Raw genomic sequence first — 26,615 nt, forward strand, 5'->3', positions numbered from 1 at the left:
GGCCCTGCGCGCCCCGCTGGCCGCGCTCGCCGCCCGGCACGGACTGATCGTGGAGCCGGGCCGGATGGTCCTCGAACTGCGCCCGCCCGGCGTCGACAAGGGCGTGGCGCTGACCGCGTACGTACGTGAGTCGGGCGCCGGGGCCGTCCTCTACGCCGGGGACGACCTCGGGGACCTGCCCGCCTACGACGCCGTCGACGCACTCCGCGCACAGGGCGTGCCGGGGCTGCTGGTGTGCAGCGGCGGCGACGAGGTGCCCGAACTGGCCGCACGCGCCGACCTGGTGGTGCCGGGCCCTGGCGCGGTGGTCGCCCTGCTCGCGGCGCTCGCCGACGCGGTCACGGCGTAAGGCGCCCCCCTGCGCAGTACACGTGCAGGGGCGGGCTACCCCTGCGGCGCTGCCGGGCCCAGTGCGTTCAGCTGGTCGAGGAACCACTGCTGCGGCGGGAGCGCGGTGGCCGCTGCGGCCAGTCGCTCGCTGCGCTCCGCGCGTTCGGCGTCCGGCATGGTGAGTGCCTCGTGCAGCGCGGCGGCGGTGGCGCTCACGTCGTACGGATTCACGGCGATCGCGTCCCGGCCCAGCTCCTCGTACGCCCCGGCCTCCCGCGAGAGCACCAGCGCGCACCCGCGGTCGGTCACCACCGGGACCTCCTTGGCGACCAGGTTCATACCGTCGCGGATCGGATTGACCAGGGCGACGTCCGCGAGCCGGTACGCGCCGAGCGAGCGGGCGAAGTCGTCCTTGAGGTAGAGCGCGACCGGGGTCCAGTCCGCCGTCCCGTAACGGGAGTTGATCTCGTCGGCGACCCGGCTCACCTCGGCCATGTAGTCGCGGTAGACCGAGAGGTCCTGCCGCGAGGGGTACGCGAACGCCATGTGCACCACCCGGCCGCGCCACTCGGGGCGGGTGTCGAGCAGCTCCCGGTAGGCGAGCAGCCCGCGCACGATGTTCTTGGACAGCTCGGTCCTGTCCACCCGGACGATCGTCTTCCGGCGGCCGTCGGGCCCGTCGCCCGTGCCGCCGCCGATCCGTTCGCGCAGTGCGGCCATCCGCTCGTCCACATCGGGCTCGTGGGACCGCTTCCGCAGGAAGTCCGCGTCGGCGCCGAGGCCGTGCACCGAGATCACGGTGCTGTCCCCGGTGCCGCCGATGACCTCCGTACAGCAGGCGGTGAAGGCGTCGGCCCAGCGCCGGGTCAGGAATCCGGCCCGGTCGGCGCCCAGGATGCCGCGCAGCAGCTCGGCGCCGACGTCGTCGGGCAGCAGCCGGAAGTACTCGGGCGGCGCCCACGGGGTGTGCGAGAAGTGCGCGATCCGCAGGTCGGGGCGGAGTTCGCGCAGCATGCCCGGCACCAGGGCCAGGTGGTAGTCCTGGACCAGCACGGCGGCCCCGTCGGCGGCCTCGGCGGCCAGGGCGTCGGCGAAGGCCCGGTTGTACGTACGGAACGCGTCCCAGCGGCGCCGGAACTCCGCGTCGAAGACCGGCTCCAGCGGGGTCTGGTAGAGCATGTGGTGGACGAACCACAGCACGGAGTTCGCGATGCCGTTGTACGCGTCGGCGTGCACCTCGGGGTCGATGTCGAGCATCCGTACCCCGTCCTCGGCGACCCCGCGCCGCACGGCGGCCCGGTCGCCGTCGCCGAGCGCGGCACAGACCCAGAGCGACTCGGCGTTCCCCTCGACGGCGGAGAGTCCGGAGACGAGACCGCCGCCGCCGCGCTTCGAGGTGAGTTCACCGTCGTCGCGGAGGGTGTACGAGACGGGGCCCCGGTTGGAGGCGACGAGGACGCGGGCGGCGTGCGGAGAGGCCATGACGCGAACTTAGCCCGTGCCGCGAATGCTCAAACGTGCGGGCGACGCGGGCGGTACGGAGGGAACGGGGGAGCGGCGGTAGCGCGGCGCGGGGAGCGGGGGAGCGGCGGTCAGTGCGGGGCGGGGACCGCGTCCGCCGTCGGGGCGCGCTCGTCCTCGGGCACGGAGATCACCCAGTGCGTGGCCTGCCGGGGCCTGAGGTAGAGCGCCCAGTACGCGGCGGCAGCGATCACGATGATGCCGGTGATGACCAGGCTCTTGGCGCTCTGCTGGTACAGCACCCAGGCCAGCACGACGACCAGCAGCGCCGGCACCGCGGGCCACAGCGGCATGCGCCAGGCCAGCCGGTGCTTGTGCTCTCCGCGCCGTGACACCAGCGCGCCGAGCGCGACGAAGACGTACATCGCGGCCACCGCGACACCGGTGACATCGCTCAGCGTGTCCAGATTGACGAAGCACAGGACCGCTCCGGGCACGCCGACGGCGAGCGTCGCCGCCCACGGGGAGTTGTAGCGCTTGCCGATGTGGGACAGGACGCGGTTGGCGGCAGTCGGCCAGGCCGCGTCGCGCGCCGACGAGTAGACGACGCGGGAGTTCTGGATGACCATCACGATCGCCGCGTTGATGATCGCGAGGGCGATGCAGAGGCTGACGAACGTGCCGACGCCCGAGTTGCTCCAGGTCTGCACCATGCCCGCCACATCACCGGCGGCGAGCGTCCTGAGGTCCGGGGCGCCCAGCGTGATCGCGACCACCGGGATCAGTACGACGGCCGCGCCGATGCCGAGCGTCCACAGCACGGTGCGGGAGACGTTGCGGCGCGGGTTGTCCATCTCCTCGGCCAGATACACGGCCGTCGAGAAGCCCTGGAGGATGAAGAGCGCGGTGGCGAGCCCGGTGACGATCAGCCCGGCGGTGACGGCCGAGCTGTGGCCGTGCCCCGCGTCCATCACGGGGTGGACGAGCACGGAAGCGGACCGGCTGGTGTGGGTGAAGCCGAGGAAGGCGACGACCGCGCAGGCCACGACCTCCAGGACGAGGAAGATGCCGGTGATCCAGGCATTGGCCCGCAGGTCGAGCAGGCCCATCGCGGTGGCGAGCAGCATCACGCCGGCCGCCGTGTACTGCGGGTTCAGATGCACGATCGGCGCCAGATAGTCGGCGGTGCCCAGCGCGATGATGGGCGGCACGATCATGACGACGATCAGCGAGAGGATGAAGACCAGCCATCCGGCGAGCCGCCCCATGAGGGTGCCGACCATGGCGTACTCGCCACCGGAGCTGGGGATGAGCGTGCCCAGCTCGGAGTAGGTGAACGCGACACCGATACAGAGCACACCCGCGATGGCGATGGTGAGGGCGGTCCCGGTGCCCAGGGTGGCGAACGAGTCCGGCACGATCACGAAGAGCGACGATGCCGGGGTCAGACAGGAGAGCGTGAGCAGCGTGCCTCCCACCACCCCGATGGACCGGGTGAGCGTGGGGGCTTCCCCCGCCGTCACGGCACGGGTGTCGGCTTCCGGCTCCCCGGGGGGCGCGGCAACGGTCGTGTCGGGCGTATGGGTCATCCGTTGTCCCATCGGTGCTGGCGGCAGGAGGCTGGCGGCATGAGGGGGAGGCACCTTCGGGGATTCACCGATGGGTGCCGCACATGCGGGGTGGACCGCGAGGACGTCCACGCCGCTCCGGTGACCGAATACAACTCCCGACGGCGATTCCCGTCAAGGGTTCGCCAAAGCGTCACCGCAACGAAATCCGTTGTTTGTTTACGGCATTGCGGTGCTCATTACCGTTCCGAGTGCGGTGACTGCACGGATATCGCGGATCAGAGTCAGGTTCGGATTCTCGCGCCGGCGATGGCCAAAACCTTTCCATGGACGGTGTGCGCGTACGGAACCCATGGATGGCTTGCGCGTACGGCTGGCTCCCGGTCAGGCCGCCCGGCGTGCCGCGTACTCGCCGACGCTCCGCATCGGGGGCCGCTCCTCGGTGTCCACCGCGTACGTCCTCGGTACGAAGCCGCCGGCCCCGCGCTCGAACTGCGTCAGCGCCGGCCGCACCAGCTGCCCCCGCGAGAGCCGCAGCTGCGCCGTGCGGTAGATCGCCGCCGCCATCCGCCCCAGCGCGAGCCCGTCCTGGTGGCGGTGTTTGCGCGAGCCCACGTCGACCTGCGCCAGCGCGTCGAGCCCCACCGTGTGCAGCGCGTCGACGAGCAGGCCCAGCTCGACGCCGTAACCGACCGGGAACGGCAGCTGTTCGAGCAGCGGGCGCCGCACCGCGTACTCGCCGCCCAGCGGCTGGACGAATCCGGCCAGCTGCGGCCAGTGCAGATTGAGCAGCGGCCGCGCCACCAGCTCGGTCACCCGCCCGCCCTGGCCGGCCGCCTCGCCGAGCGGCCGGTCGTACATGGCCTTCACGAACTGCACGTCGGGGTCGGTCAGCAGCGGCCCGACGATCCCGGAGACGAAGTCCGCGGAGAACTCCCGCAGATCCGCGTCCACGAAGCAGACGATGTCGCCGCCGGTCACCAGCAGCGAACGCCACAGCACTTCGCCCTTGCCCGGCACGGCCGGAATCCGCGGCAGGATCTCGTCCCGGTGCACCACCCGCGCCCCGGCGGCCGCCGCCACCTCGGCCGTACGGTCGGCGGAGCCGGAGTCGATCACCACCAGCTCGTCGACGAGCGGCACCGGCAGGGTGTCCATCAGCTCCCGCCGGATGGTCTCGACGATCGCCCCGACCGTCGCCTCCTCGTTGAGCGCCGGCAGGACGACACTCACGGTCGTGCCGCGCTTGGCGGCGGTCAGCCGGTCCAGCGGACGGTCGGCCACCGACCAGGAACGCCTGGTCAGCCAGCGGTCCACCTCTTCCAGCACGGCGCGTCTCCTTGACTGTGAGCCATCTCGCGGTTCGGACGACTATCTCAACCGTCCCGGCCTTCGGTTACAGTCTTGAACAACGCGAATGGCCACGGCATGCCGGGGTCAGCACTCGCGGACAAACACGCCGGGCCTCGAGGCCCGCGTCATAAGCGCTCATCCAGAGGGACTGAGGGAACGGCCCGTAGAAGTCCCGGCAACCTTCCGCCGACCGCGAGGTCATGGTGGGGAAGGTGCCAATTCCGTCTCGCGGCGAAGTACGTCGCGAGGAAGATGAGGAGAGGACCTCGCCACCATGGCTGTGCAGACCATCACCAGCACCAACGACTCCACCGGGACCGTCGATCTCGGCCCCGCGGCGGCCCTCTCGTGCCGTGAGTGCGGCGAACGTTTCCCGCTCGGCCCCCTCTTCGCCTGCGCGTCCTGTTTCGGGCCGCTCGAAGTGGCGTACGACCTGCCGAGCGGCTCCCCCGACGAGCTCAAGAAGCGCATCGAGGCCGGCCCGAACAGCATCTGGCGCTACGCCCCGCTGCTGCCCGTCCCCGCAGGCGTGGCCGACCAGCCCAACCTGAACCCGGGCTTCACCAAGCTCGTCAAGGCCGACAACCTCGCCCGTGAGCTGGGTGTCACCGGCGCGCTGCACATCAAGGACGACTCCGGCAATCCGACGCACTCCTTCAAGGACCGTGTCGTCGCCATCGCCGTCGAGGCCGCCCGCGCCTTCGGCTTCACCACGCTCTCCTGCTCCTCCACGGGCAACCTGGCCGGTGCCGTCGGCGCCGCCGCCGCCCGCGCCGGCTTCCGCTCCTGCGTGTTCATCCCGCACGACCTGGAGCAGGGCAAGGTCGTGATGGCCGCGGTGTACGGCGGCGAACTGGTCGGCATCGAGGGCAACTACGACGACGTCAACCGCTTCTGCTCCGAGCTCATCGGCGACCCGATCGGTGAGGGCTGGGGCTTCGTCAACGTCAACCTCCGCCCGTACTACGGCGAGGGCTCCAAGACCCTGGCGTACGAGATCTGTGAGCAGCTCGGCTGGCAGCTGCCCGACCAGATCGTCATCCCGATCGCTTCCGGCTCCCAGCTCACGAAGATCGACAAGGGGCTCCAGGAGCTGATCAAGCTCGGCCTGGTCGAGGACAAGCCGTACAAGATCTTCGGTGCGCAGGCCGAGGGCTGCTCTCCGGTCTCCACCGCGTTCAAGGCCGGGCACGACGTCGTACGGCCGCAGAAGCCGGACACGATCGCCAAGTCGCTGGCGATCGGCAACCCGGCGGACGGCCCGTACGTCCTGGACATCGCCCGCCGCACCGGCGGCGCCGTCGAGGACGTCAACGACGCGCAGATCGTCGACGCGATCAAGCTGCTGGCCCGCACCGAGGGCATCTTCGCCGAGACCGCGGGCGGTGTGACCGTCGGCGTCACGAAGAAGCTCATCGAGGCCGGTCTGCTCGACCCGTCCCTCACCACCGTCGTACTGAACACGGGCGACGGCCTCAAGACCCTGGACGCGGTCGCCCCGACGTCCGGCCCGACCGCGACGATCCGTCCGACCCTGGACGCGTTCCGCGAGGCCGGTCTGGCCACGGGCGCCTGAGCCGCCGTCCACCGCCCGCCCCGCCGTCCACCGCCTGACACCGCTGCCCATCCCCGGAAGGCAATCCGCATGAGCGTCAAGGTCCGTATCCCCACCATCCTCCGCACCTACACGGGCGGCCAGGCCGAGGTCGCCGCCGACGGCGGCACCCTCTCCGAGGTCATCGCCGACCTGGAGAAGAACCACACCGGCATCGCGGCCCGCGTCCTGGACGACCAGGGCAAGCTCCGCCGCTTCGTGAACGTCTACGTGAACGACGACGACGTGCGCTTCGAGCAGGGCCTGGAGACGGCCACGCCCGACGGCGCGGGCATTTCCATCATCCCGGCCGTCGCCGGCGGCTGAGCGCCCCCTCCGGCGCCGCGGCGCGCCCTCCGGGGCGCTCGCCGCTCTGCTGTCCGCTATGCCTATTGCCCTCTCCGCGCCCCAGGCGGAGGGGGCAATTCTGCATGGTTGAACACGGTAGAGTTGGGGCAGCCCCCTTGATCGTCCGCGCCGTGAGCTGCTGAGCCGGCGCCAATGTGTGGGCAATGTGCTCGATCTCTTTGCGGCCTAAGTGCCCTTTGCCCGGCCCGACTTGCCCGGGGATCCCCAGGAATCCGCCCAATGGTGCGGTCGGTCTCGCTCAGAATTCTCGTCCGATTGACCTGTTGCAGAGGGCAGTTGGGCAGATACATTCAGCCGCGGTCGACGCGTTCCGGCGCAAGGTCTGACCCGGATCCCGCGAAGTGCGGGCTCTGTGCAAGGGCCAGTAATAGGGGAGTTAGGCATGGCTCAGGGCACCGTCAAGTGGTTCAACGCGGAGAAGGGGTACGGCTTCATCGCGGTCGACGGTGGTGCGGATGTTTTCGTCCACTACAGCGCGATTCAGATGGACGGCTACCGCACCCTTGAAGAAGGTCAGCGAGTCGAGTTCGAGATCTCGCAGGGCCAGAAGGGTCCGCAGGCGGACATGGTCAAACTCGCCGTCTGATCTCGGCGCGATCGGCCACCGGCCCACTCACGCACGAGAGGCCCGCACCCCACAGAGGGGAGCGGGCCTCTCGCGCGTCCGGGCGCTGTCCCCGGGGCCAGGGGCCGCATCCACCGAAGGCGCTTGCACTCGATGGGGTCGAGTGCTAATCATTGGCGTTAGCACTCTCCCAGTGAGAGTGACAGAAGGACCGGGTTGGTGAGGCTCGCGGGCCGGGTGGGGCAAGGAACCACCGGGCAAGCAGGCCGTCCGTCGCGGGCACCGCCAGGTCTGACGCTTTCCACCCCCTGTCCGGGAGGACCACTTCACATGGCCAAGATCATCGCGTTCGACGAGGAGGCACGGCGCGGTCTCGAGCGCGGGATGAACCAGCTCGCCGACGCCGTCAAGGTCACCCTCGGCCCCAAGGGCCGCAACGTCGTCCTTGAGAAGAAGTGGGGCGCCCCCACGATCACCAACGATGGTGTTTCCATCGCCAAGGAGATCGAGCTCGAGGACCCGTACGAGAAGATCGGCGCCGAGCTGGTCAAGGAGGTCGCCAAGAAGACGGACGACGTCGCCGGTGACGGTACGACCACCGCGACCGTCCTCGCGCAGGCGCTGGTTCGTGAGGGCCTCCGCAACGTCGCCGCCGGTGCCAACCCGATGGCCCTGAAGCGTGGCATCGAGAAGGCCGTCGAGGCCGTCTCCGCCGCTCTCCTGGAGCAGGCCAAGGACGTGGAGACCAAGGAGCAGATCGCTTCGACCGCCTCCATCTCCGCCGCTGACACCCAGATCGGCGAGCTCATCGCCGAGGCGATGGACAAGGTCGGCAAGGAAGGCGTCATCACCGTCGAGGAGTCGCAGACCTTCGGTCTCGAGCTTGAGCTCACCGAGGGCATGCGCTTCGACAAGGGCTACATCTCGGCGTACTTCGCCACCGACATGGAGCGTATGGAGGCGTCGCTCGACGACCCGTACATCCTGATCGTCAACTCCAAGATCGGCAACGTGAAGGACCTCCTTCCGCTGCTCGAGAAGGTCATGCAGTCCGGCAAGGCGCTGCTGATCATCGCGGAGGACGTCGAGGGCGAGGCGCTGTCGACCCTGGTCGTCAACAAGATCCGCGGCACCTTCAAGTCCGTCGCCGTCAAGGCCCCGGGCTTCGGCGACCGCCGCAAGGCCATGCTCGGCGACATCGCCATCCTCACCGGTGGCACGGTCATCTCCGAGGAGGTCGGCCTCAAGCTGGAGAGCGCCGGTCTCGACCTGCTCGGCCGCGCCCGCAAGGTCGTCATCACCAAGGACGAGACCACGATCGTCGACGGTGCCGGTGACAGCGACCAGGTCCAGGGCCGCGTCAACCAGATCCGTGCCGAGATCGAGAACTCGGACAGCGACTACGACCGCGAGAAGCTGCAGGAGCGCCTGGCGAAGCTCGCCGGCGGTGTTGCGGTCATCAAGGCCGGTGCCGCGACCGAGGTCGAGCTCAAGGAGCGCAAGCACCGCATCGAGGACGCCGTTCGCAACGCGAAGGCGGCCGTCGAGGAGGGCATCGTCGCCGGTGGTGGCGTGGCCCTGCTCCAGGCTTCCGCGGTGTTCGAGAAGCTTGAGCTCGAGGGTGACGAGTCGACCGGCGCCAACGCCGTGAAGCTCGCCCTGGAGGCCCCGCTGAAGCAGATCGCCGTCAACGGTGGTCTCGAAGGCGGAGTCGTCGTCGAGAAGGTCCGCAACCTGACGGTCGGCCACGGCCTGAACGCCGCGACCGGCGAGTACGTCGACATGATCGCCGAGGGCATCATCGACCCGGCGAAGGTCACGCGCTCCGCGCTGCAGAACGCCGCGTCGATCGCCGCGCTGTTCCTCACCACCGAGGCCGTCATCGCCGACAAGCCGGAGAAGGCCGCCCCCGGCGGCGCCCCGGGCGGCATGCCGGGCGGTGACATGGACTTCTGATCCTCGGCTCGCAACGAGGATCGGCTGCTCCAGCAGCAGTACGGCAAGCAGTACGGACCGAGGGCGGTACCCCTTCTCGAAGGGGTACCGCCCTCGGGCGTCTGCGGTTGCTTCGGTCAGGGGGCGTAGGCCTTGAGCTTCTCGGTCTCCAGGGTGATCGAGACGGGGGCGGGAAGAGTGACCGTGGAGCCGTAGGCGTGAGACGTACGGGTCCGGTACTCGCCCCGGTCCGGCTCGCTGTAGACGACGAGTTTCTCCGCGTCGCGGTCGACGAGAAGGTAGACGGGGATGCCCGAGGCCGCGTAGCCGTCGCGCTTCTCCACGCGGTCAGGGAGGTCGGTGTCGCCGTCGTACGAGGTGACTTCCACAGCCATGAGCGTGCCATCGGGGTCCGCCCACTCGCCGCTCTGCCCCACGTAGTGGTCGAGCGGGGCCAGGGCGCCGTCCGCGCGGGCGCGGCCTCTGCGGTAGGAGTCCACCTTGAGGCCCTGTTCCGGATACAGGGCAAGTTCAGGGCGCTGCTGCATGCACTGCCTCAGCAGCCACATGACAATGGCGCCATGCAGTTGGTCCGGCACGTGCTTGACCTCGAGCTTTCCGTTGATGAATTCCAATGACACCGTCTCGGGAGCATGGCGGGCGAGCTCCTCGAAGTCCTCGACGGACATCTGGGCGTGGTCAGCGGGGCTGGGGGTCATGGCGTCGCCTCCTCGCCTCCATCCTGCCCCGCTTCCGGCACGAATGAGCTGAACGGTCATGTGCGGGTCCTCTCGGGCGGCCGGATCACGGCTGCCCGGGCTTCGGCGCCGCGGACACGGACGTGGTCAGGGGCCGGCCATCGGGTGAGGGGCGCGTGCGTCGGGCGCGGGGCCGTTCACGTTCTGTGAGCACGCTAGAGCCTGGCAACTGCCCGTGGAAAGTTGGTCACGAAAAGTCAACAGGGCTCGCGGGGAGGGTGGTTGGACGGGAGACCGGCCCCCCCCGCCCCGTCACTCTCAGGGGCGCGCGGAGCACGGGACTTGAGCCCCGGGCCGGCCCCGGGGCGGGGCGAGGTCAGTGAGCGGTGCCGGCCTCGAGTGCTGTGGCCGTGGCCCTGACGAACGCGTCCGGGTTGTCGAGCATGATGTTGTGCCCGCAGTCAGGGATCGCGGTCACTGATACGCCCGCCGCGGTCAGGCCGTCGGCGCCGGGGAGGACGCCGTCGGCCTCCGGGTACAGGAAAGCGCGCGGGATCTTCAGGCCGATGAGCAGCTCGCGCATCGGCGGTGTGCTGCCGTGGGCCAGGTGGGTGGCGCTCCGGTGCAGGGCCTCCCGGCCCGCCAGCCGCATGGTGGACCACCAGTGGGCCCCTGCCTGGTCGCGTACCTCGGCCCAGCCGTACGCGAGGAACTCCTCCTCGGAGTAGGCGGCGATGCCACTGCTGCCGAGCGTTCCCAGGGTGGGCACCAAGGGGTCGAGGTTGGCGTCGATCAGGACGAGGCGGGAGACCAGCTCCGGGTGGCGTGCGGCGAGGACGATCGCCGCCGAGCCGCCCATGCTGTGCGCGACGACTTCGGCGCCCGAGACGCCCGCCGCGGTGAGGGCCGCCGCGAGGGCGTCGGCGTGCGCCTCCAGGGTGTAGCCGAAGTCGGTGGGGCGGTCGCTGATGCCGTGGCCGAGCATGTCCATCAGGAGTGACCTGCGGCCCGCGAGCAGCGGGTGGACCGCGACTTCGGCGAAGTAGGCGGGTGAGGTCGCGCCGAGGCCGTGCAGATAGACACGTGAGGGCTCGGCGCCCGGGAGTTCGACCCACCTGATGCGGTCGCCGTTGCCTGTCACTGCGGTACTGCGCACAGCATGCTCCCCTGCGGTCAAGATGGCTGACCGCCGAGTCTAAAGGTCCGCCGTAGGTCCGCCGTGCCGCGGTGCGGCCCGCCGGGCCGTGAACTCGCCCTGGTTGCGGTGCAGTTCTCTGCACCTGCATGGATGTGACCCTTCCGGGATCCCGGGAGCGGCAACAGAATCGTGCTCGACCGGCGCCGGCGCGGACCGACCTATCGACGTGGACCGACCTATCGAGGGGACCTCAGCCGTGACCGAAACAGACACCCAGCTGACCGCGACAGCGCTGCTTGAGACGGCCCACAAGGCGGTGGCCCAGGGCTTTCCGTGCGACGACCGGCTGGCGCGGGCCGCGCTGCATCTCATCGAGTGCGCGGCCGACGTGGTCGAAGGGCTCCCCAGGGCCGGCCGTGATGTGGACTCCGCCCGTGAGGCGCTCGGGCACGCCCGCGCCGCCGTGGTGACGGCGACGTTCGCCGTACGGCAGATCCACGACGAGGCCGGCACCGGCTTGGTGCAGGAGTCCGGCAGCGTCCAGCGGCCGGGGCGGGCCGTCTGCGGCCTCGACCGTTAGCGGGCCCGCATTCCCGCATTGCCGCTGGGCATATTCGGGCGGCGAGGATTCCGGTAGCCGGTAGCCCATATTCCGGTAGTAAGCATTCCGGTAGGAAACATTCCGGCAGAGGGGATCCCACCAAAAGAATCGGAAGCGGTTTTCCGCTCCCGTGCAAAGACCAGCATCGTGACGGCGAGGCTCCGTTGCCGCAGTCGACTTCCCAGTCGGCCGTGGCACCGGAGCTTCGCCGTTTCTGCTGGTCGAACGCCCGGCCCCATGGTTCCTACTTACGCACTGCACAAGTCTGACCTTATAGCGGTCGCCCTCTTCTCGAAGAATAGAAATGTGCGAAGGGGTCGCACCGAGAACGCAGAAGCAGACTCGAAGACTCGCAGACTCAGCGAAAAGGAAAAGAAGCCATGCGGAAGTACAACGACCAGATCAAGACCGTCGCCGCTCGCCGTGGAGTCAAGGCGGCGCTGGTCGCCACCGTGGCCGGCGCGGCGTTCGTATCGGCCGTCGGCGCCGGTGCGGTCACCCAGCTCGCGGCCGGTCAGCACACCGCCACCACCCACGTGGCGGCCGACGCCTCCCCCGCCGGCGACCACGGCTGGGACTGATCTGTTGTATTTCCGGCCGACGCAATCACGCCACCTCAGCTGAGGAGAGAACGAATGACGATCACCACAGCCCTGGAAACCGGCACCGGAACTGCCGAATCCGCAGTCTTCGGTCCCGAGATCGAGCTCCGCTCCACGATCACCGCCGAACTCGTCGACCACACCGCGTCCGATCTCGCGGTCGTACGCGCGGCCCGGGTATCCACCGCAGGTGAGGAAGCACACCGCGAGGAACGCGGTGACGCGTATATAGCGGGGCTCATCAACTATCTGATGCGCAGCCGTCACGGCAGCCCCTTCGAGCACAATTCGCTCACCTTCCTGGTGCACGCGCCGATCTTCACGATCCGGCACATGATGCGCCACCGTATGTGGTCGTTCAATGAGGAGAGCGCCCGCTACAAGGACCTCAAGAACGTCTTCTATGTGCCCGACCGCGACCGCATGCTCCGCCAGGAGGGCAAGCCGGGCCACTACCAGTACGTGGAGGGCACCGAGCAGGACTACGAGCTGCTGTCCACGTCCACGAGTGAGGCGTACCGGGCGGCGTTCCGCGAGTACCAGCGGCTGCTCGATGCCGGGATCGCCCGTGAACTGGCCCGGATCGTACTCCCGGTGGCCACGTACTCGACGGTCTACGCGACCTGCAACGCCCGCTCGCTGATGCACTTCCTCGCCCTGCGCACCAACCGCTCGGACGCCACCTATGTGTCGCACCCCCAGCGTGAGATCGAGCTGGTCGCCGAGCAGATGGAGAACGAGTTCGCGCGGCTGATGCCGCTGACCCACGCCTCCTTCGAGAAGTGCGGGCGAGTGAGCCCCTGACCGGACGGAGATCTCTGCCATGCGCATCACGGTCTACGCGGGATCGGCCCTGGGCAACAGGGCGGCCTATCGGGACGAGGCGGCTGTCTTCGCGAAGGAGATGGTCGCGGCGGGACACGAGATTGTCTACGGCGGGGGTGCGGCGGGCCTCATGGGTGTCGTCGCCGACACGGCCCTGGCCGCAGGCGGCCGGGTCACGGGGGTCATTCCCCGCCATCTGGTCGACGCCGAGGTGGCCCACCAGGGCCTCACCGAACTGCATGTCGTCGACACCATGCACCAGCGCAAGCAGCTCATGGCCGACCTGGCGGACGCCTTCGTGGCGCTCCCCGGCGGTGTCGGCACGGTCGAGGAAATCCTCGAAGTGTGGGCCTGGCTGATCCTCGGCCGCCATCACAAGCCGGTGGCCCTGCTGAATGTCGACGGGTACTGGGACCGGCTGCTGCGGATGAACTGCCGGATGTCCGCCAGCGGTTTCCTCCGGCCCGGCGAGGCCGGGACGCTCCCGGCGGTCGCGGACGCCGACGAGTTCATCGAGTTGCTCGGATCGTGGGAGCCTCCGCCTCCGCGCTGGGGCTGAAATCGGAAGTCGGAAGTCGGAAGTGGGAATGATGTCGGTAGTGAAGTTGGAGAGCAAGCCGCGCGAGGCCGACCCGGTCACGGTGGTGGACGGCTACGTCCCCGTGATCGACCTCAGCTCCGCCCGTACGGGGGAGAGCGCGGACCAAAGACTTGCCGCGGTGATCGACGAGGTCTGCCGGACCAGCGGCTTCCTCGTCGTCGTCGGACACGGCGTCCAGGAGCACACGATCTCCGAGATGTACCGGGCCACCCGGGAGTTCTTCGCGCTGCCCGCCGCGCGGAAGGCGGCGCTGCGGGCGGATGCGTCCGACCCGCTGATGCGCGGCTTCGGCCGCGAGGGCAGCCTCGCCGCGTCCAACGAGGAAGCTCTCGTCGAGCAGGAGCGTGCCCTGCCGGACGTGTCGGAGACGTACACCGTCAACCGCCTGGGCGAGCCCGGCGATCCGGGCCTTCCGCCGGACGCCGACCCCGCGCTGCGCACGCCCAACCGGTGGCCCGAACTGCCCGGCTTCGCCGAGGCGTACCGGAGCTACTACGCGGCCATGGAGACGCTGGCCGCGGACATCATGCGGCTCTTCGCCCTCGCCCTCGACCTCCCGGAGGACTGGTTCGCGGAGAAGATCCGGCACCACATGACGAATCTGACCGCGAACTTCTACCCCAAGCAGCCCGTTGCGCCGGCGCCCGGCCAGCTGCGCAAGGGCATGCACAGCGACTGGGGCAGCCTCACCATCCTCTACCAGGACGACGGCCCCGGCGGGCTGCAGGTCCTCGACAAGGAGGGCCGATGGCTCGATGTCCCGGTGATCGAAGGCTCGTTCGTGGTCAACATCGGCGATCTGATGGCCATCTGGACCAACAACCGGTGGGTGAGCACCGTGCACCGGGTCGTCAACCCGCCGCGGGAGCTGGCCGGCCGGGAACGGTACTCGGTGCCCTTCTTCCACCAGCCCTCCTACGACGCGCTCATCGAGTGCATTCCGACCTGTACCGGGCCGGACAACCCGCCCAGGCACCAGCCGGTGCGCTCGGGCGACTACATCATCGGGAAGTTCAGCAGGGCCTACGGCACGTGACGGCCCGGAAGCACGCCGGGCTGCCCTGGGGCACTCCGCGGAAGGCGAGTTGACCAACCGTGGTCAGAACAGTGCTGCTCCTCGGAGCGGAGAGCGAAGTCGCCGAACGCCTCGCGCAGGCCGCCGATGAGCTGGACATCAGGCTCCATGTGGCGACCCACCGGGCGCTCTACCGGAACTACGGGGACGCCCTGCGCAACCGGCTGGCGGGCGTCGTGTTCACCGACTTCCGTATCCCGCTGCACGCCCTGGAGCAGCTCACCGAGCACTGCGTCCAGGGCGGTGTCGGGGGCGTCGGGGTCAGCTGGAAGTTCCTCTCCCCGCTGGGTGCCCTGCTGGCTTCCCGGCTCGGACTGCCGGGGCACGACCCCGCCGTCGCCCCCGCGACCCGTAACAAGTGGCTGATGGCGGAGGCGTTCCGCGAACGGGGAGTCCCGCACCCGCGCACCCTGGCCGTACCGGCGCCCGACGCCGGGATTCCGGCCGGGAGCGCGGCCGGGCTCGGCTATCCGCTCGTCGTGAAGCCCGCCGAGAGCGACGGTTCGGTGGGGGTGCTCCCGGTGGACTCCCCGGACGACCTGGCGGGGACGGTACGGATGGCACAACGGCGCCGGAAGAGCCTGCCGTACGGTGCGCCCGTCGACACGACCGTCCTCGTCCAGCAGCATGTGGAGGGTGCGTCGTGCGGTGTGGTGACAGCAGTGCACCAGGGGCGGTTCACGCACCTGGCGATCCTGCGGAACTACACCACCACCGGCCGGTTCCGCGAGGACACCGGCCGTACGATGCCGGCCGGTTTCGGGCTGCCGACCGAAGCCCTGATCCTGTCGACGGTGGAGAGCGGGCTGGCCGCACTCGGCCTGCGCGACGGAGTCGCCCACAGCGATCTGAGGGTGACGGAGGCCGGGCCGACGGTGATCGCGGTGGACGTCGGGCCGCCCGACGTCCCCACCATGCAGGCGATCGAGCTCGCGACCGGGGTCAACACGGCCGCGGTGTACCTCCAGACCGTCCTGGGCGAATGTCCTGGCACCCGGCCGCGGCGCACCGACGCCGCCGCGATCAGGTTCATCAGCACGGTGCGCCACGGCGTCTTCCGCGGCCTTGAGGGGCTGGCGCAGAGTCCGCATGTGGCACTCGTGCGCTCCTATGTGCAGCCGGGCGACCTCATCGGCAGCGCCCATCGCAAGTACACCCGGCTCGGCCATGTGATCGTCCAGGCGCCCAGTCCCGACCTGGCGGACCAGCGTGCCGACGCGGCGATCGCGGGCATCTCCAGCCGGGTGGAGCCCTGACGGAGCCGTCGGCCGCCTGCCGAAATCCGTCATCCGTCATCCGTCGGGCACCGACCGTCGACCATCGAACGCTGTGGGGCCGCCGGGCACGGCGCGCGGCGGCCCCGCCATGGACCGGAGGGAAAGATGAAAGGCACGTACCGCTCGCCGGGCCGACTGCTCGGCATCGGCTGGAGTCTGCACGGCGACGGCAGCCGTCCGCTGCCGGGAGCCGTGGTGATGCCGGACGAACGGCTGTCCTGGCCCCGCACGGTGGGGCTCGGGGCACAGCACGTCGTGGCGATGTTCGGCGCGACCTTCGTGTTCCCCGTGGTCATGGGCCTCGACCCGAACCTGGCGATCATGATGTCGGGGCTCTCGACCGTCCTGTTCCTGCTCGTCGTACAGGGGCGGATTCCCAGCTATCTGGGCACCAGCGCGTCCTTCGTGGGCGCGGTCGCGGCCATCAGGGCCGCCGGTGGCAGCACCGGCACCGTCACCGGAGCGATCCTCGTCGCGGGTCTGGTGCTCGCCCTGGTCGGCCTTGTGGTCCACTACGCGGGCCCCGGGCTGATCAACAGGGCCTTCCCGCCCGTGGTTTCGGGCGCCGTCGTGCTGCTCATCGGGCTCAATCTGGCGCCGGTCGTCGCGAACATCTACTGGCCGCAGGACCAGTGGGTGGCCTTCGTGACGATGTGTGTCGTCGTCGGCGCCGGGGTGCTGCTGCGCGGATTCTGGGGACGGCTCGCGGTGTTCGTCGGCCTGGTCTCCGGCTTCCTCCTGTCCTGGCTGCTGGACCGGCTCGCCGGACCGATCACATCGCCGGGCCCGAGCGGCGAGGTGGGCCGCCATCTGCGGGTGCAGCTGTCCGGGGTCGCGTCGGCGCCATGGGTCGGGCTGCCGCACTTCCAGGCGCCCACGTTCTCCGGGTCGGCGATCCTGCTCGTACTCCCGGGGGTGATCGCGCTGCTCGCCGAGAACACCGGGCACATCAAGGCGGTCGCCGAGATGACCGGCAAGGACCTCGACCCCACGCTCGGCCGGGCGATTCTGGGTGACGGTCTCGCCACCGCGATGTCCTCGTCGGTCGGCGGTGCGCCGACGACCACGTTCGCGGAGAACATCGGGGTGATGGCCGCGACCCGGGTCTACTCGACGGCCGCGTACTGGGCGGCGGCCGGAGCGGCGGTCGTCTTCGGCCTGTGCCCCAAGTTCGGTGCGCTCGTCGCGGCCACCCCCGGCGGCGTACTCGGCGGCATCACCGTCGTGCTGTACGGGATGATCGGGCTGCTGGGCGTGAAGATCTGGATCAAGGCGGCCGTCGACTTCGGCAACCCGCAGAACCTCGTCCCGATCGCGGCCGGCACGGTGCTCGGGATCGGCGGGGTCTCGGTCACGCTGACGGACACCTTCTCCATCAGCGGGATAGCGCTGGGTACGCTCGTGACACTGGTCGGGTACCACGGGCTGGCCTTCGTCGGCAGGAGGCGCCCGGCGGAGACGCCGGCCCGGACAGAAGCGGCGCGGACAGAGCCTGTGCGCAAGGCCGTTCAGCAGGCCGGTGGCCCTACCGGTGCTCCTGCCGACACCGCATCCGAACCCCGTACCGACACCGCATCCGAACCCCGTACCGGCACAGCCTCCGATGCCCGTCCTGTCGCGGCCGGGGCCGGGACCTGACACCGGTCGGAGCGCCCCGGCACCGGGCGGGTCAGAACCCCTCGGTGCCGGGGACCGCCTCGTTCGCGCCGGATGCGGCTTCCTCCGCCGCGAGCTGGCCCAGCAGATAGCCGAGCTGGAATCTGCTCTCCGCCTTGAACTCGGCCTTGAGCTTGGCCAGATGGGAGGAGTAGGCGCGGGTACTGAGCCCGATCCGCTTGGCGATCTTGCTGTCGCTGTCCCCGTGGATCAGGCAGCGGATGATCGTCTCCCGCAGCCCGGCGCTGATGTCGACCGACTCGTTCGGGGTGCGGGAGCCCTGGAACATCTTGGCGCGCTGCCAGTTGCGCTCGAAGACCTCGACGAGGAAGCGGACGACAGCCGCCTCGCGGATGATGACGGCCCGTTCGCGTTCGGTGTCCGCCGGGATGAACGCCAGCTTCCGGTCCACGATGATGAGCCGGTCGAAGAACTCGTCCAGTGTGCGTACCTGTGCCCCGAGTGCCGTGACCTCGGATACGTACTCCCGGGTCGGCCCGTCGTGCCAGGCGGTGTGCTGGTACAGCGTCCGTATCTCGACACCGCGGTCGAGCAGCGTGCCGGTCTGCTCGCGGATCGTGGCGAGCGTGGCCCTGGGCCTGCCGCCCCCGGGCTGCGCCGTCAGCAGCTCCTTGGCGGCCTGCTGCACGGTCTCGCCGACGATGGCGCTGATCGCCGCCTTGCCCTCGATCCGGACGATGGGCTCCCCGCCGCCCGCCGATGCGCTGCGGGCCTCGCCGATCAGCGGACGCAGCAGGTCCGTCAGGGAGCGCGCCTCTTCCAGCATGGTCAGCGCCGACGAGCGCAGCAGGCTGCCGAGCCGTGCCTCGACGATGCCGGGGTCCACCGGGGACACCTGGGCGGGCGCTGAGGCGTCCTCGCTCACCATCCCCATCCGGATCAGTTCCTGGATGGTCTCGTGGTCGGGGGAGTGGTGCCCTGCCTGCGCGGGGGAACGTTCCTGCTGCGCCAGCGCGGGGGTCTCGCCGCGGAGGAGTTCGACATACGCCGTGCGGGCTTTCGCACTGGGAACGAGCGCCACTGGCTTTGCTGAGCACATAGCCAACTCCATTTATAGGGACCGCTGTCCACCGAAACGTGTGGAGTCTAGCCGATCGTCCGGTGCAGAAGTGGTGGTTCGCCTGGAGGTCGGCGCATTGCCGTGATGACCGTGCGCGGCCGCCCGTCGGCCCGCCGGACGGTCACTCTCCGCGTTCCGGCTCCAGCGGAAGCCCCAATTTCCAAACCATATAGCCCGCTTGGAATCGGCTCGCCGCTCCCAGTTCATCCGTAATATCCTTGACATACCTGCGACACGTACGCGTCGCCATGCCCAGCCGCTTCGCAATGACCTCGTCCTTGAGGCCCGCCGCCATCAGCCGCAGGATCGATATCCGCAGCTGCTCGGCGGTCTGCTGGTACTCGGACTGCTGCGTATCAAAGGGCTGGCCCGATTCCCAGATGCTCTCGAACATCCGGAACAGGAAGCCCACCACGGTCGGGTCGGTGACGATCGAAGCACCGTGCGGCCGGCCGTCGGTACGCGGCTGCGGTACGAAGGCGGTTTCGCGGTCGAAAATGATCATCCGGTCGAACACCTCGGCCGTGGTGCGTACCTGGGCGCCCGCCGCCGAAACCTCCCGTACGTAGGCCCTGGTCGTCAGGCTCGCCCGGGCCGTGTGCTGGTAAAGAGTGCGCAGCCGCACCCCGCGTTCCAGCATCGACAGGCTCTCCTGCACGATGCCTCGCAGAGTGTCCGGATTCCGCCCTCCGCCTGGCTGGATGGAGACCATCTCCTCGCTGCACAGCCGGGTCATCATCGACAACTCGCGCTGTACGGCCGCGGGTTCGTCGAAGGAACGGATCCCCTCGCCCTGCCGCCCGGTGCGCGTGTGCTCGGCGAAGAGGGGCGACAGCGGGCGCAGTTGCTCATGGACGCGGATCAGGGCCTGCCGGCGTTGCTCTATCTCCTGTTCGAGCGGGGCGCTGACCATCATCTCGGCGATGGCCGGGTCGGCCGGAATCTCCCCCGTGCCGTCGCCGGCCGGCAGGAGCAGCCCCTGGTCCAGCAGGTCGGTCCGCGCCTGCGCCAACTCATCGGCGGTCAGGCCCAGATCGGCCGCTGCCGTGCTCCCGGTGCGGAGTGCGCCATTCCGCAGGGCCCATTCATAGACGGACAGCGAGTTGTTCTCAAGCAGGGACATTTCGCCGTCCCGTTGCATCCGTGAATGCCCCATTTGTCGAGAACCTCTTCCGGTCTGGCCAGCTTAGGACACCGAGTATCCCCCCACGGCGGTCGTTGCGGCTGTCAAGGTCTTCATATCGCGCTTACAGCACGGCCGAGTTCACGGCCGAAGCTCCCCGGAAGGGTGACTCAGCATGCGCAGAATCGCATTCTTGCGTTCCATTGAGATCCAGCAGACAAAGCCTTTCCTGCAGAACCTGTCCGAAAGGTTCGAGCGGGACGGCATCGAGGCAAGGCTCTTCTACACCGACGGCGAGTGCGGCCCGGATGAATTCCCGGGAACCTCCGAGAAGGTGCCGGTCGATATTTCGGCCGACGATCTCGCCAAGAAAGTCATCGACTGGTCGGCGGATGGTGTCATCTCGCTTTCCATAGCCGACGAGAACGCCCTGCGCGACGCGGTGGTGAAGCGCAGGCTCGAACCACTCGGAATTCCGATGGTCATGCACAGTGTGTTCGCCACAGGTCTGACGGCGAACAAATGGGAGACCAAACGGATGCTCATCGAGCAGGGTTTTGACACCCCGCACGGTGTGCTCGTCGACAGTGACGTCCTGGCCGGCCGCGGGCTGCTGATCCCGGCCTACGTCGACTCGATCCTCCTCCAGGTCTCCGACATGGGCTTTCCCGTCCTGAGCAAGCCGCTCTGGGACTGCATGGGGGCCGGCATGGTGGTGATCCCCGACGAGGCGGCGCTCGAACGCCACCTGGCGGAGCCGCACGACGGGAACTTCATCCTGGAGCGCTGTGTCTCCGGTGAGATCTGTTCCGTCGAAGTAGTCGGCGCATACGGGGAGTACGTGGTCCACCCCGTAGTGTGGCAGGGCCCCGCCGAAGAGGGTCCCGTATTCAATTTCGGCCGCCTGCGCTCGGTGGCGCCGCGCGAAGCCGCCGACCGGGCCTTCGCCCCCATCGCGGTCAAGCTGCAGCGGCTCGGCCGGGTCCTCAATCTCCAGGGCGCTGTCGGACTCGACATGATTTACGAGGACGGCGTGTACCGGATCCTCGAAATCAATCCGCGGGTAACCGGAACGACCACCCCCTGCATAGCGGCCACGGATTTCAACACCTACGACTGCCTGGTGTCGATTTTGGACGGTACCTGGCCCGATGGTATGGACCACGGCCGGGATCTCAAGCGGGTTGCTCTTCAGTTCCCGGTACGTGAACTGAGCCCGGAGTTCGTCGAGGACGCCCGGCGCGAACTCGACGTCGTCAGGACCCAGACGCTCACGATCGACGGCGTCGAGCACCCCAACATGATCATCACCTGCGAGCTCGACGCCCGTGCGGCCCTGCCCGCCAGGCTCGAATCGCTCTGGCAGCGGCACCGGTTCACCGAGCGCTCCTTCCTGGAGCAGATCGCGGTGGCCGTCGGTGCCGCGGAAGCCCATACGACGGAATTGGACACCTGACATGCGTACCGGAACCTATCGACAGGTTCTCGCCCAGCCGGGGATCGCCCTGCTCATGCTGCTGGGGTTCTTCTCGAAGATCGCCGTCGTGGCGATCCCCGTGGTCATGAACCTGGCTGTCGTCTTCGGACTGCACCGCGGATTCGGCGCCGCGGGGCTGGTGATCGCGGTGTGGACCGTGGGCGTCGCGGTCGGCGGCCCGATCCAGGGCCGGATGATGGACAGGTACGGCGCACGGCCGGTGCTCGCCGTGTGTCTGGTGGGGCAGCTGCTCTTCTGGGGCCTCGGGCCGAGCATGCCGTACGGCCTGCTCATGGCCGGTGCGGTCGTGTCCGGGCTGCTGAATCTCCCGGGCTTCTCGATCGTGCGCCTCAGGCTCGCCGTCGCGGTCCCCGAGGAGCTCAGGCACACCGCCTTCGCCCTGGACGCCATGACGTCCAACATCTCCTACATGGTGGGCCCGGCCCTGGGCGTGACCATCGCGACGTCCATCTCCAGCACGGTCTCCATGCGGGGCCTCGGCCTGGTCGTCGCCATCGCGGGAGTGGGCCTGTGGCTGCTCAACCCCCAGGTGCGCGACGCGACGAAGACGGCGAACGGCAAGCCGCCGAAGGTTCCGGTACGTGACTGGCTCAAGGGCGGGCTGATCCCCGTGCTCGCCGCTACCACGGCCACCACACTGGCCACATCGGGCTACGAGACCGCGATCGTGGGCGGGTTGCGCGAGTCGGGGCAGGTCGGCTGGTCCGGTCTGGTCCTGACCGTCTGCGGATTCTGCTCGCTGCTCGGCGCACTCACCTACGGCATGCTGAAGAAGCCGCCGATCCCGGCGGCCGGCCTGGCGGCACTGGTGGGCCTCACCACGCTCATCGGCGGGTTCGCCACGAGCGACTGGCGCCTCCTGTGCCTGGCCATGGTGCTGCCGGCCGGCCTGTGCTCGCCCTCGTTCGCCTCGACGGGCGCCGCCGCCAGCGCACTTGCCCCGGCGGGCTCACGGGGACTCGTGATGGGGGTGTACAGCGCCGCGATGACGCTGGGCAACAGCGTCGGGGCCCCGCTGTCCGGTGCGGTCCTGGACGCCAGAAGCCCCGTCTGGGCCTTCACCGTCATCGGCCTCGCGAGCGCCGGACTCGCCCTGCTCGGCCTGGCCCGCAGCGCCTACCTGGCCAGGAGCGCCGTACGGGACGGCGAGACCGTCCCGGCCCTGGCCGACACGGCTGCCTGACACACCCCCGTACGCCCCCCGTACGACACCCCCGTACGACACCCCGTATGACACGCCGCCCGGCTGCACCTGTCCGGCGTTCCGAAGACAAGCTGTTGGAGAGACTTGTGAACACCAAGGGTTACGTCGTCATCGTCGACGCCTTCGCACCTGCCCGGTTCTTCCCCCCGGAGTTCAGCAAGGCCGGGTACGAGTGCGTACGGGTCCAGAGCACCCCCCAGGTGCCGGCGGCCTTCGCGGGCTCGCTCGACCTGACGCTCTACGCGGACAACATCATCCACACCGGAGACCTCGCCGAAACCGTGCGGGCGGCCGGTGCCTACGAGCCCGTGGCGGTCTTCTCGGGCAGCGAGTTCGGCGTCGAGTTCGCCGACCGGCTGAGCGAGGCGATGGGCCTGCCCAGCAACGGCACCGCCCTGAGCGCGGCCCGCCGGGACAAGTTCACGATGATCGAGACGGTCAAGGCCGCCGGAGTGCGCGGCGCCCGTCAGCTGCTGGCCCGCAGCGAGGACGAACTCCGCCGCTGGCACGAGGAGCTGGGCACCCGTGCGGTGATCAAGCCGCTCAAGAGCGCGGGCAACGACGGCGTCAGGTTCTGTGCGACGCCCGAGGAGAGCGTGGCCGCGTTCCGCGAGCTGGCCGGCTCGGAGAACCTGTTCTCCGAGCGCAACGAAGGGGTGGTGGCCCAGGAACACCTCTTCGGCGGCGAGTACATGGTCAACACCGTCAGCCGGGACGGCCGCCACCACGTCACCGATGTCATGGGCACCACCCGGATCTCCGTGAACGGCGTCCACGACATCAGCAACTCGGTCTTCCTGCTGCCCCGCCGCGGCGATGTCCAGGACCAGCTCGTCGCGTACGCCTTCGACGTACTGGACGCGCTCGGTGTGCGGCACGGCCCCTCCCACATCGAGATCAAGATGACCGCCACAGGACCGGTCCTCATCGAGATGGGTGCCCGGATCTGCGGCGGCGACCTCCCGCACTACGTCCAGCTGGCCACGGGCGAGTCACCGTTCGACTGGACCGCCGAGGCGTACGTACGGCCCGAGCGCTTCCACGAGCGCTGCGACGACGAGTACCGCATCGACCGCTACTTCTCCTCGGTCGGTCTGGTCTCCGGCACCTCCGGCACCCTGCGCTCGCTGCGGCACCTCAAGTCCGTGCAGGAGCTGGAGAGTTTCCACGACCTGTCCCAGTTCGTACCGGTCGGCGGAGAGGTCGTCCCCACCACGAACGACAGCACGTACGTGGGCTTCGTGCGGCTGTTCCACGAGGAGGAGGAAGTCGTGCGCAGGGACACCAACACCCTGCACTACCTCGACGGCGACGGAATGTACGAGCTCTCCGAGCAGAAGGCGTGACCCCATGAACGGAACCAGTGCCCCGCGTCCGCACATCGTCGTCATCAACCGCTGGCGGGAGAGCTACGCCCGCTACGCGGACTACCTGGACCACGAGACCCACCAGGTCTCCTACATCACGACCGAGGTGGGCCGGCCCTCCGTGCCCGCGGCCGCGGGCGACATCACCGTCGTCACCGCGACGGACGACCTGGAGGAGGTGCGCGCCGCGCTGCGGGTGCTCGCCGTACGCCACGGCCGCCCCGACCGGATCGTGGCGCTCAAGGAGGACGATCTCCTGATCGCGGCGCAGCTGCGCGAGGAGTGGGACGTCCCCGGCCAGCGGGTCAAGCAGCTGGCGCACTTCCGGGACAAGTACCTGATGGCGTCCGCCGTCGCGGCCGCCGGCCTTGAGCTCCCGGAGTTCGCCCTGGCGGTCGACGGGTCGGTCATCCTGGAGTTCGGCCGCACCCAGGGCTGGCCGGTCATCGTCAAGCCGGTGATGGGCAGTTCGAGCGAGGGTGTCGTACGGCTGGACGGCCCGGACGATGTGCCGTCCGTGCGGCTCAACGACACACCGATGATGGTGCAGGGCTTCAACTCCGGGCAGATCTACCACGTCGACGGTGTCTTCACCGGCCGCGATATCCAGCACTGGCGGGCCTCCCGCTATGTCAACACCTGCCTGGGCTTCAGGACCGGTGACTTCCTGGGGTCGGTCGAGGAGGACGACGAGGAGATCAACCGGGCCATCGGGGTGAGCGCCGCCGAGTATCTGCGGGCGCTCTCCGACGAGCCGCTGGTCTTCCATCTGGAGGTGTTCGTCGACTCGTCGGACGGCCCGCCCCGGTGCAGCTTCCTCGAAGTCGGCGCCCGGGTCGGCGGGGCGGAGATCCCCTTCGTCTGGCGCGAGATCCACGGCTACGACCTGATGGACGCCGCGTTCCAGCTCCAGCTGGGGCGGCCGGTGCCGGAGGGCCCGCTGCGCGACGGCGGCGAAGTCGGCGGCTATCTGCTGATCCCGGCGCCCGAGGAGCGGCCCTGCCGCATCACCGAGGTCACCTCGATGACCAGCCGCACCCCGGGACCCTATGCCGAGGCGCTGCTGCGGGTCGGCGACATCCTGCCGCTCGCGGACGCCTACTACGAGCACGTCGGCGGCCGGTTCCGCTTCCGCGGCAGGTCCAGCCGGGAGGTGGAGCAGACGCTGATCGCCACCGCGGCGGCGTTCCGGGTCTCCGCCGTGCCGGCGTCGGGACCCCAGGAGCCCACCCCCGCAGGGCGGTTGCAGACCGCCGCGGCGCACGCCTGAACCCTCTGTTCCGCACCCGTACGTACGTCAGTATCGAAGAGGAGTGAGTTCCATGCCCGCAACCACCGTCACGACCACACCGTTCCGCCACTCTTCGCCGGAACTCCTGATGCGTGCGCTGAGCGCGCACGCGGCCTGGCAGGTGAAGGAGTTCACCGCGTCCTGGGAGGATATGCCGGTCGACGCCTATCTGAAGGGCGGTGCGACCTTCCGCCGGCGGCGCTACAGCCAGTTCCGGCTCGACGGTGACCGGATCGTGCCCGCGGCGGTCACCGCCTTCGAGCAGTCCGCCGAGGTGAACGCCCTGTTCGGCGGTGTGCAGCGGCACTTCGAGCCGATGCGCGCCGACATCGCCGCCTCCCCGGTGCTCCAGTCGCTGGTGTCCGCCTTCCTCGATGTGCTGCCCGGACCGTTCGACCCGGCGACCGCCGGCATCGGTGTCCACCAGATACGGATCACCGCCCGCCGCGACGAGGCGTGGCCGCCCGCCCCGGAGGGCATCCACGAAGACGGGCACCACTATGTCGCCCAGATCCTCATCAACCGCCTTGATGTCACCGGCGGTGAGTCGCAGCTGTACGACCGTGAGCGGGTGCCGGTCTTCAACACGCTGCTGCTGGAGCCCTTCGAGTCGATCGTCATCGACGACCGCCGGGTCTTCCACGGGGTCTCCGCGGTGACACCCGCCGCGGGCGCCACCACCGGGGTACGCGACATGATGCTGATCGACTTCTTCCCGCTCGGCGGCTGATCTTCAGCCGATGCGGTCAGGCCGGCGGGGATACGCTTCCCGCCGGCCTGTTCCGTTTCTCTCTTCGTCTCTCTTCATCCCTCTGCGCAAGGAGACCGCACCCTATGAAGCCCATGTCCGACGGTCAGTGGGAGGCGTTCGTCCTGTCGGGCACGCGCACGGCCAAGCTGGCGACACAGCGCAAGAACGGCCGGCCGCATGTCACCCCGGTGTGGTTCCTGCTGGACGACAGCGCCGGCGACAGCGCCGCCGGCGGCCGCCCGGAGGTCGTCTTCACCACCTGGCACGCCTCGGTCAAGGCCAAGGCCCTGCTGCGCGATCCGCACTTCGCGCTCTGCGTGGACGATCAGGTCCCGCCCTACGGATACGTGATGCTGGAGTGCACCGCCCGCCTCGCCCAGGACGATCCCGGGCTGCGGACCTGGGCGACCCGGATCGGCGCCCGCTACATGGGCGACGAGGCGGCCGACGCGTACGGCGAGCGCAACTCGGTGCCGGGGGAGTATCTGGTCCGGGCCACCATCGACCGCGTCATCGCCTTCGAGGGCATCGCGGAGCAGTAACGGATCCCCACCGGACGCGAGTCCGTCCGTGTGGCGGGGATCACATCCAGGGGAAAACCCGCGGCAGGGCCCGGGCGTCTACCGAGTAGGTGGATCTGGTCGAACTGCCT

The 26,615-nt window shown here is 69.3% G+C and carries 25 protein-coding genes and 1 riboswitch; of the genes, 18 read left to right on the forward strand and 7 right to left on the reverse strand.

Annotated elements, in window-relative coordinates:
* Positions 1-349, forward strand: a 349-nt coding sequence (locus G3I19_RS10925) for a trehalose-phosphatase (RefSeq protein WP_239074157.1), incomplete at its 5' end; no start/stop codon positions are given.
* 35 nt (positions 350-384) lie between these two features.
* Here the strand turns inward: G3I19_RS10925 and G3I19_RS10930 are convergent.
* From G3I19_RS10930 to G3I19_RS10940, 3 genes are all read right to left on the reverse strand, one after another.
* Entirely contained in the window at positions 385-1,812 is a 1,428-nt protein-coding gene (locus tag G3I19_RS10930) for a trehalose-6-phosphate synthase (RefSeq protein ID WP_164262616.1), read from the reverse strand.
* A gap of 110 nt (positions 1,813-1,922) precedes the next feature.
* Positions 1,923-3,380 (reverse strand): APC family permease, encoded by a 1,458-nt coding sequence (locus G3I19_RS10935; protein ID WP_239074158.1) that lies wholly within the window; start codon positions 3,378-3,380, stop codon positions 1,923-1,925.
* 363 nt (positions 3,381-3,743) lie between these two features.
* Positions 3,744-4,688: a glucosyl-3-phosphoglycerate synthase gene (locus G3I19_RS10940; protein WP_164262618.1), complete on the reverse strand. Its 945-nt coding sequence runs from the start codon at positions 4,686-4,688 to the stop codon at positions 3,744-3,746.
* Between the two features lie 156 nt (positions 4,689-4,844).
* Positions 4,845-4,971, forward strand: a riboswitch (SAM riboswitch).
* 15 nt (positions 4,972-4,986) lie between these two features.
* On the opposite strand from G3I19_RS10940, the gene thrC reads away from it, so the two are divergent.
* The 4 genes from thrC to groL all read left to right on the forward strand — a co-directional run bounded on the left by thrC (position 4,987) and on the right by groL (position 9,196).
* Positions 4,987-6,288, forward strand: a complete 1,302-nt coding sequence (gene thrC / locus G3I19_RS10945) for a threonine synthase (RefSeq protein ID WP_164262620.1) — start codon at positions 4,987-4,989, stop codon at positions 6,286-6,288.
* Positions 6,289-6,357: 69 nt separating this feature from the next.
* Entirely contained in the window at positions 6,358-6,633 is a 276-nt protein-coding gene (locus G3I19_RS10950; protein WP_164262622.1) for a MoaD/ThiS family protein, read from the forward strand.
* Positions 6,634-7,057: 424 nt separating this feature from the next.
* The gene (locus G3I19_RS10955; protein WP_005315736.1) at positions 7,058-7,261 is read left to right on the forward strand and encodes a cold-shock protein; all 204 of its coding nucleotides are present in this window, start codon (positions 7,058-7,060) and stop codon (positions 7,259-7,261) included.
* A 309-nt stretch (positions 7,262-7,570) separates the two neighbouring features.
* The gene (gene groL / locus G3I19_RS10960; protein ID WP_164262624.1) at positions 7,571-9,196 is read left to right on the forward strand and encodes a chaperonin GroEL; all 1,626 of its coding nucleotides are present in this window, start codon (positions 7,571-7,573) and stop codon (positions 9,194-9,196) included.
* 116 nt (positions 9,197-9,312) lie between these two features.
* Here the strand turns inward: groL and G3I19_RS10965 are convergent, their stop codons facing one another.
* A complete protein-coding gene (locus G3I19_RS10965) occupies positions 9,313-9,894 on the reverse strand; it encodes a Uma2 family endonuclease (protein WP_164262627.1) in 582 nt (193 codons plus the stop codon).
* Positions 9,895-10,249: 355 nt separating this feature from the next.
* A complete protein-coding gene (locus tag G3I19_RS10970; protein ID WP_164262630.1) occupies positions 10,250-11,029 on the reverse strand; it encodes an alpha/beta hydrolase in 780 nt (259 codons plus the stop codon).
* 238 nt (positions 11,030-11,267) lie between these two features.
* Between G3I19_RS10970 and G3I19_RS36860 the strand changes: the two genes are divergently transcribed.
* The 7 genes from G3I19_RS36860 (at position 11,268) to G3I19_RS11005 (ending at position 17,630) form a co-directional block, all read left to right on the forward strand.
* A complete protein-coding gene (locus G3I19_RS36860; protein WP_203599430.1) occupies positions 11,268-11,591 on the forward strand; it encodes a hypothetical protein in 324 nt (107 codons plus the stop codon).
* A 401-nt stretch (positions 11,592-11,992) separates the two neighbouring features.
* Entirely contained in the window at positions 11,993-12,193 is a 201-nt protein-coding gene (locus G3I19_RS10980; RefSeq protein ID WP_164262632.1) for a hypothetical protein, read from the forward strand.
* 54 nt (positions 12,194-12,247) lie between these two features.
* On the forward strand, positions 12,248-13,018 hold the full coding sequence (gene thyX / locus G3I19_RS10985) for an FAD-dependent thymidylate synthase (RefSeq protein WP_164262634.1): 771 nt from the start codon (positions 12,248-12,250) through the stop codon (positions 13,016-13,018).
* 19 nt (positions 13,019-13,037) lie between these two features.
* The gene (locus G3I19_RS10990; RefSeq protein ID WP_164262636.1) at positions 13,038-13,598 is read left to right on the forward strand and encodes a TIGR00730 family Rossman fold protein; all 561 of its coding nucleotides are present in this window, start codon (positions 13,038-13,040) and stop codon (positions 13,596-13,598) included.
* A gap of 40 nt (positions 13,599-13,638) precedes the next feature.
* Complete coding sequence (locus G3I19_RS10995; RefSeq protein ID WP_343235064.1) at positions 13,639-14,676, forward strand: 2-oxoglutarate and iron-dependent oxygenase domain-containing protein; 1,038 nt, start codon at positions 13,639-13,641, stop codon at positions 14,674-14,676.
* A gap of 59 nt (positions 14,677-14,735) precedes the next feature.
* The gene (locus G3I19_RS11000) at positions 14,736-15,971 is read left to right on the forward strand and encodes an ATP-grasp domain-containing protein (protein ID WP_164262638.1); all 1,236 of its coding nucleotides are present in this window, start codon (positions 14,736-14,738) and stop codon (positions 15,969-15,971) included.
* A 126-nt stretch (positions 15,972-16,097) separates the two neighbouring features.
* Positions 16,098-17,630 (forward strand): solute carrier family 23 protein, encoded by a 1,533-nt coding sequence (locus G3I19_RS11005; protein WP_164262640.1) that lies wholly within the window; start codon positions 16,098-16,100, stop codon positions 17,628-17,630.
* Positions 17,631-17,661: 31 nt separating this feature from the next.
* On the opposite strand, the gene G3I19_RS11010 is transcribed toward G3I19_RS11005, so the two are convergent.
* Both G3I19_RS11010 and G3I19_RS11015 read right to left on the reverse strand, forming a co-directional pair.
* Positions 17,662-18,708, reverse strand: a complete 1,047-nt coding sequence (locus tag G3I19_RS11010; protein WP_164262642.1) for a LuxR family transcriptional regulator — start codon at positions 18,706-18,708, stop codon at positions 17,662-17,664.
* Positions 18,709-18,850: 142 nt separating this feature from the next.
* Positions 18,851-19,852 carry a helix-turn-helix domain-containing protein gene (locus G3I19_RS11015; RefSeq protein WP_164262644.1) on the reverse strand — a complete coding sequence of 334 codons (1,002 nt, stop codon included), beginning with the start codon at positions 19,850-19,852 and terminating at the stop codon, positions 18,851-18,853.
* 193 nt (positions 19,853-20,045) lie between these two features.
* Here G3I19_RS11015 and G3I19_RS11020 point away from each other — a divergent pair, with 193 nt between their 5' ends.
* From G3I19_RS11020 to G3I19_RS11045, 6 genes are all read left to right on the forward strand, one after another.
* Positions 20,046-21,308 carry an ATP-grasp domain-containing protein gene (locus G3I19_RS11020; RefSeq protein ID WP_239074159.1) on the forward strand — a complete coding sequence of 421 codons (1,263 nt, stop codon included), beginning with the start codon at positions 20,046-20,048 and terminating at the stop codon, positions 21,306-21,308.
* A gap of 1 nt (position 21,309) precedes the next feature.
* The gene (locus G3I19_RS11025) at positions 21,310-22,533 is read left to right on the forward strand and encodes an MFS transporter (protein ID WP_164262648.1); all 1,224 of its coding nucleotides are present in this window, start codon (positions 21,310-21,312) and stop codon (positions 22,531-22,533) included.
* A 107-nt stretch (positions 22,534-22,640) separates the two neighbouring features.
* On the forward strand, positions 22,641-23,900 hold the full coding sequence (locus tag G3I19_RS11030; protein WP_164262650.1) for an ATP-grasp domain-containing protein: 1,260 nt from the start codon (positions 22,641-22,643) through the stop codon (positions 23,898-23,900).
* Positions 23,901-23,904: 4 nt separating this feature from the next.
* Entirely contained in the window at positions 23,905-25,191 is a 1,287-nt protein-coding gene (locus tag G3I19_RS11035; RefSeq protein ID WP_164262652.1) for a biotin carboxylase, read from the forward strand.
* A gap of 52 nt (positions 25,192-25,243) precedes the next feature.
* The gene (locus G3I19_RS11040) at positions 25,244-25,942 is read left to right on the forward strand and encodes a 2OG-Fe dioxygenase family protein (RefSeq protein ID WP_164262655.1); all 699 of its coding nucleotides are present in this window, start codon (positions 25,244-25,246) and stop codon (positions 25,940-25,942) included.
* Positions 25,943-26,055: 113 nt separating this feature from the next.
* Positions 26,056-26,505 carry a PPOX class F420-dependent oxidoreductase gene (locus tag G3I19_RS11045; protein WP_164262690.1) on the forward strand — a complete coding sequence of 150 codons (450 nt, stop codon included), beginning with the start codon at positions 26,056-26,058 and terminating at the stop codon, positions 26,503-26,505.
* Positions 26,506-26,615: the final 110 nt, after the last annotated feature.

It is taken from the genome of Streptomyces sp. SID10853, assembly GCF_010548145.1.
GTDB lineage: Bacteria > Actinomycetota > Actinomycetes > Streptomycetales > Streptomycetaceae > Streptomyces.

Excerpts from the sequence above, each read along its gene's own strand:
- G3I19_RS11045 (WP_164262690.1), top strand. The coding sequence starts at position 26,056 with ATGTCCGACGGTCAGTGGGAGGCGTTCGTCCTGTCGGGCACGCGCACG.
- G3I19_RS11015 (WP_164262644.1), bottom strand. The coding sequence starts at position 19,852 with ATGTCCCTGCTTGAGAACAACTCGCTGTCCGTCTATGAATGGGCCCTG.
- G3I19_RS10965 (WP_164262627.1), bottom strand. The coding sequence starts at position 9,894 with ATGACCCCCAGCCCCGCTGACCACGCCCAGATGTCCGTCGAGGACTTC.
- G3I19_RS10955 (WP_005315736.1), top strand. The coding sequence starts at position 7,058 with ATGGCTCAGGGCACCGTCAAGTGGTTCAACGCGGAGAAGGGGTACGGC.
- G3I19_RS11040 (WP_164262655.1), top strand. The coding sequence starts at position 25,244 with ATGCCCGCAACCACCGTCACGACCACACCGTTCCGCCACTCTTCGCCG.
- G3I19_RS10980 (WP_164262632.1), top strand. The coding sequence starts at position 11,993 with ATGCGGAAGTACAACGACCAGATCAAGACCGTCGCCGCTCGCCGTGGA.
- G3I19_RS11010 (WP_164262642.1), bottom strand. The coding sequence starts at position 18,708 with ATGTGCTCAGCAAAGCCAGTGGCGCTCGTTCCCAGTGCGAAAGCCCGC.
- G3I19_RS11025 (WP_164262648.1), top strand. The coding sequence starts at position 21,310 with ATGCGTACCGGAACCTATCGACAGGTTCTCGCCCAGCCGGGGATCGCC.
- thrC (WP_164262620.1), top strand. The coding sequence starts at position 4,987 with ATGGCTGTGCAGACCATCACCAGCACCAACGACTCCACCGGGACCGTC.
- G3I19_RS10935 (WP_239074158.1), bottom strand. The coding sequence starts at position 3,380 with ATGACCCATACGCCCGACACGACCGTTGCCGCGCCCCCCGGGGAGCCG.
- G3I19_RS10930 (WP_164262616.1), bottom strand. The coding sequence starts at position 1,812 with ATGGCCTCTCCGCACGCCGCCCGCGTCCTCGTCGCCTCCAACCGGGGC.
- groL (WP_164262624.1), top strand. The coding sequence starts at position 7,571 with ATGGCCAAGATCATCGCGTTCGACGAGGAGGCACGGCGCGGTCTCGAG.
- G3I19_RS10950 (WP_164262622.1), top strand. The coding sequence starts at position 6,358 with ATGAGCGTCAAGGTCCGTATCCCCACCATCCTCCGCACCTACACGGGC.
- G3I19_RS10990 (WP_164262636.1), top strand. The coding sequence starts at position 13,038 with ATGCGCATCACGGTCTACGCGGGATCGGCCCTGGGCAACAGGGCGGCC.
- G3I19_RS11035 (WP_164262652.1), top strand. The coding sequence starts at position 23,905 with ATGAACGGAACCAGTGCCCCGCGTCCGCACATCGTCGTCATCAACCGC.
- thyX (WP_164262634.1), top strand. The coding sequence starts at position 12,248 with ATGACGATCACCACAGCCCTGGAAACCGGCACCGGAACTGCCGAATCC.
- G3I19_RS11005 (WP_164262640.1), top strand. The coding sequence starts at position 16,098 with ATGAAAGGCACGTACCGCTCGCCGGGCCGACTGCTCGGCATCGGCTGG.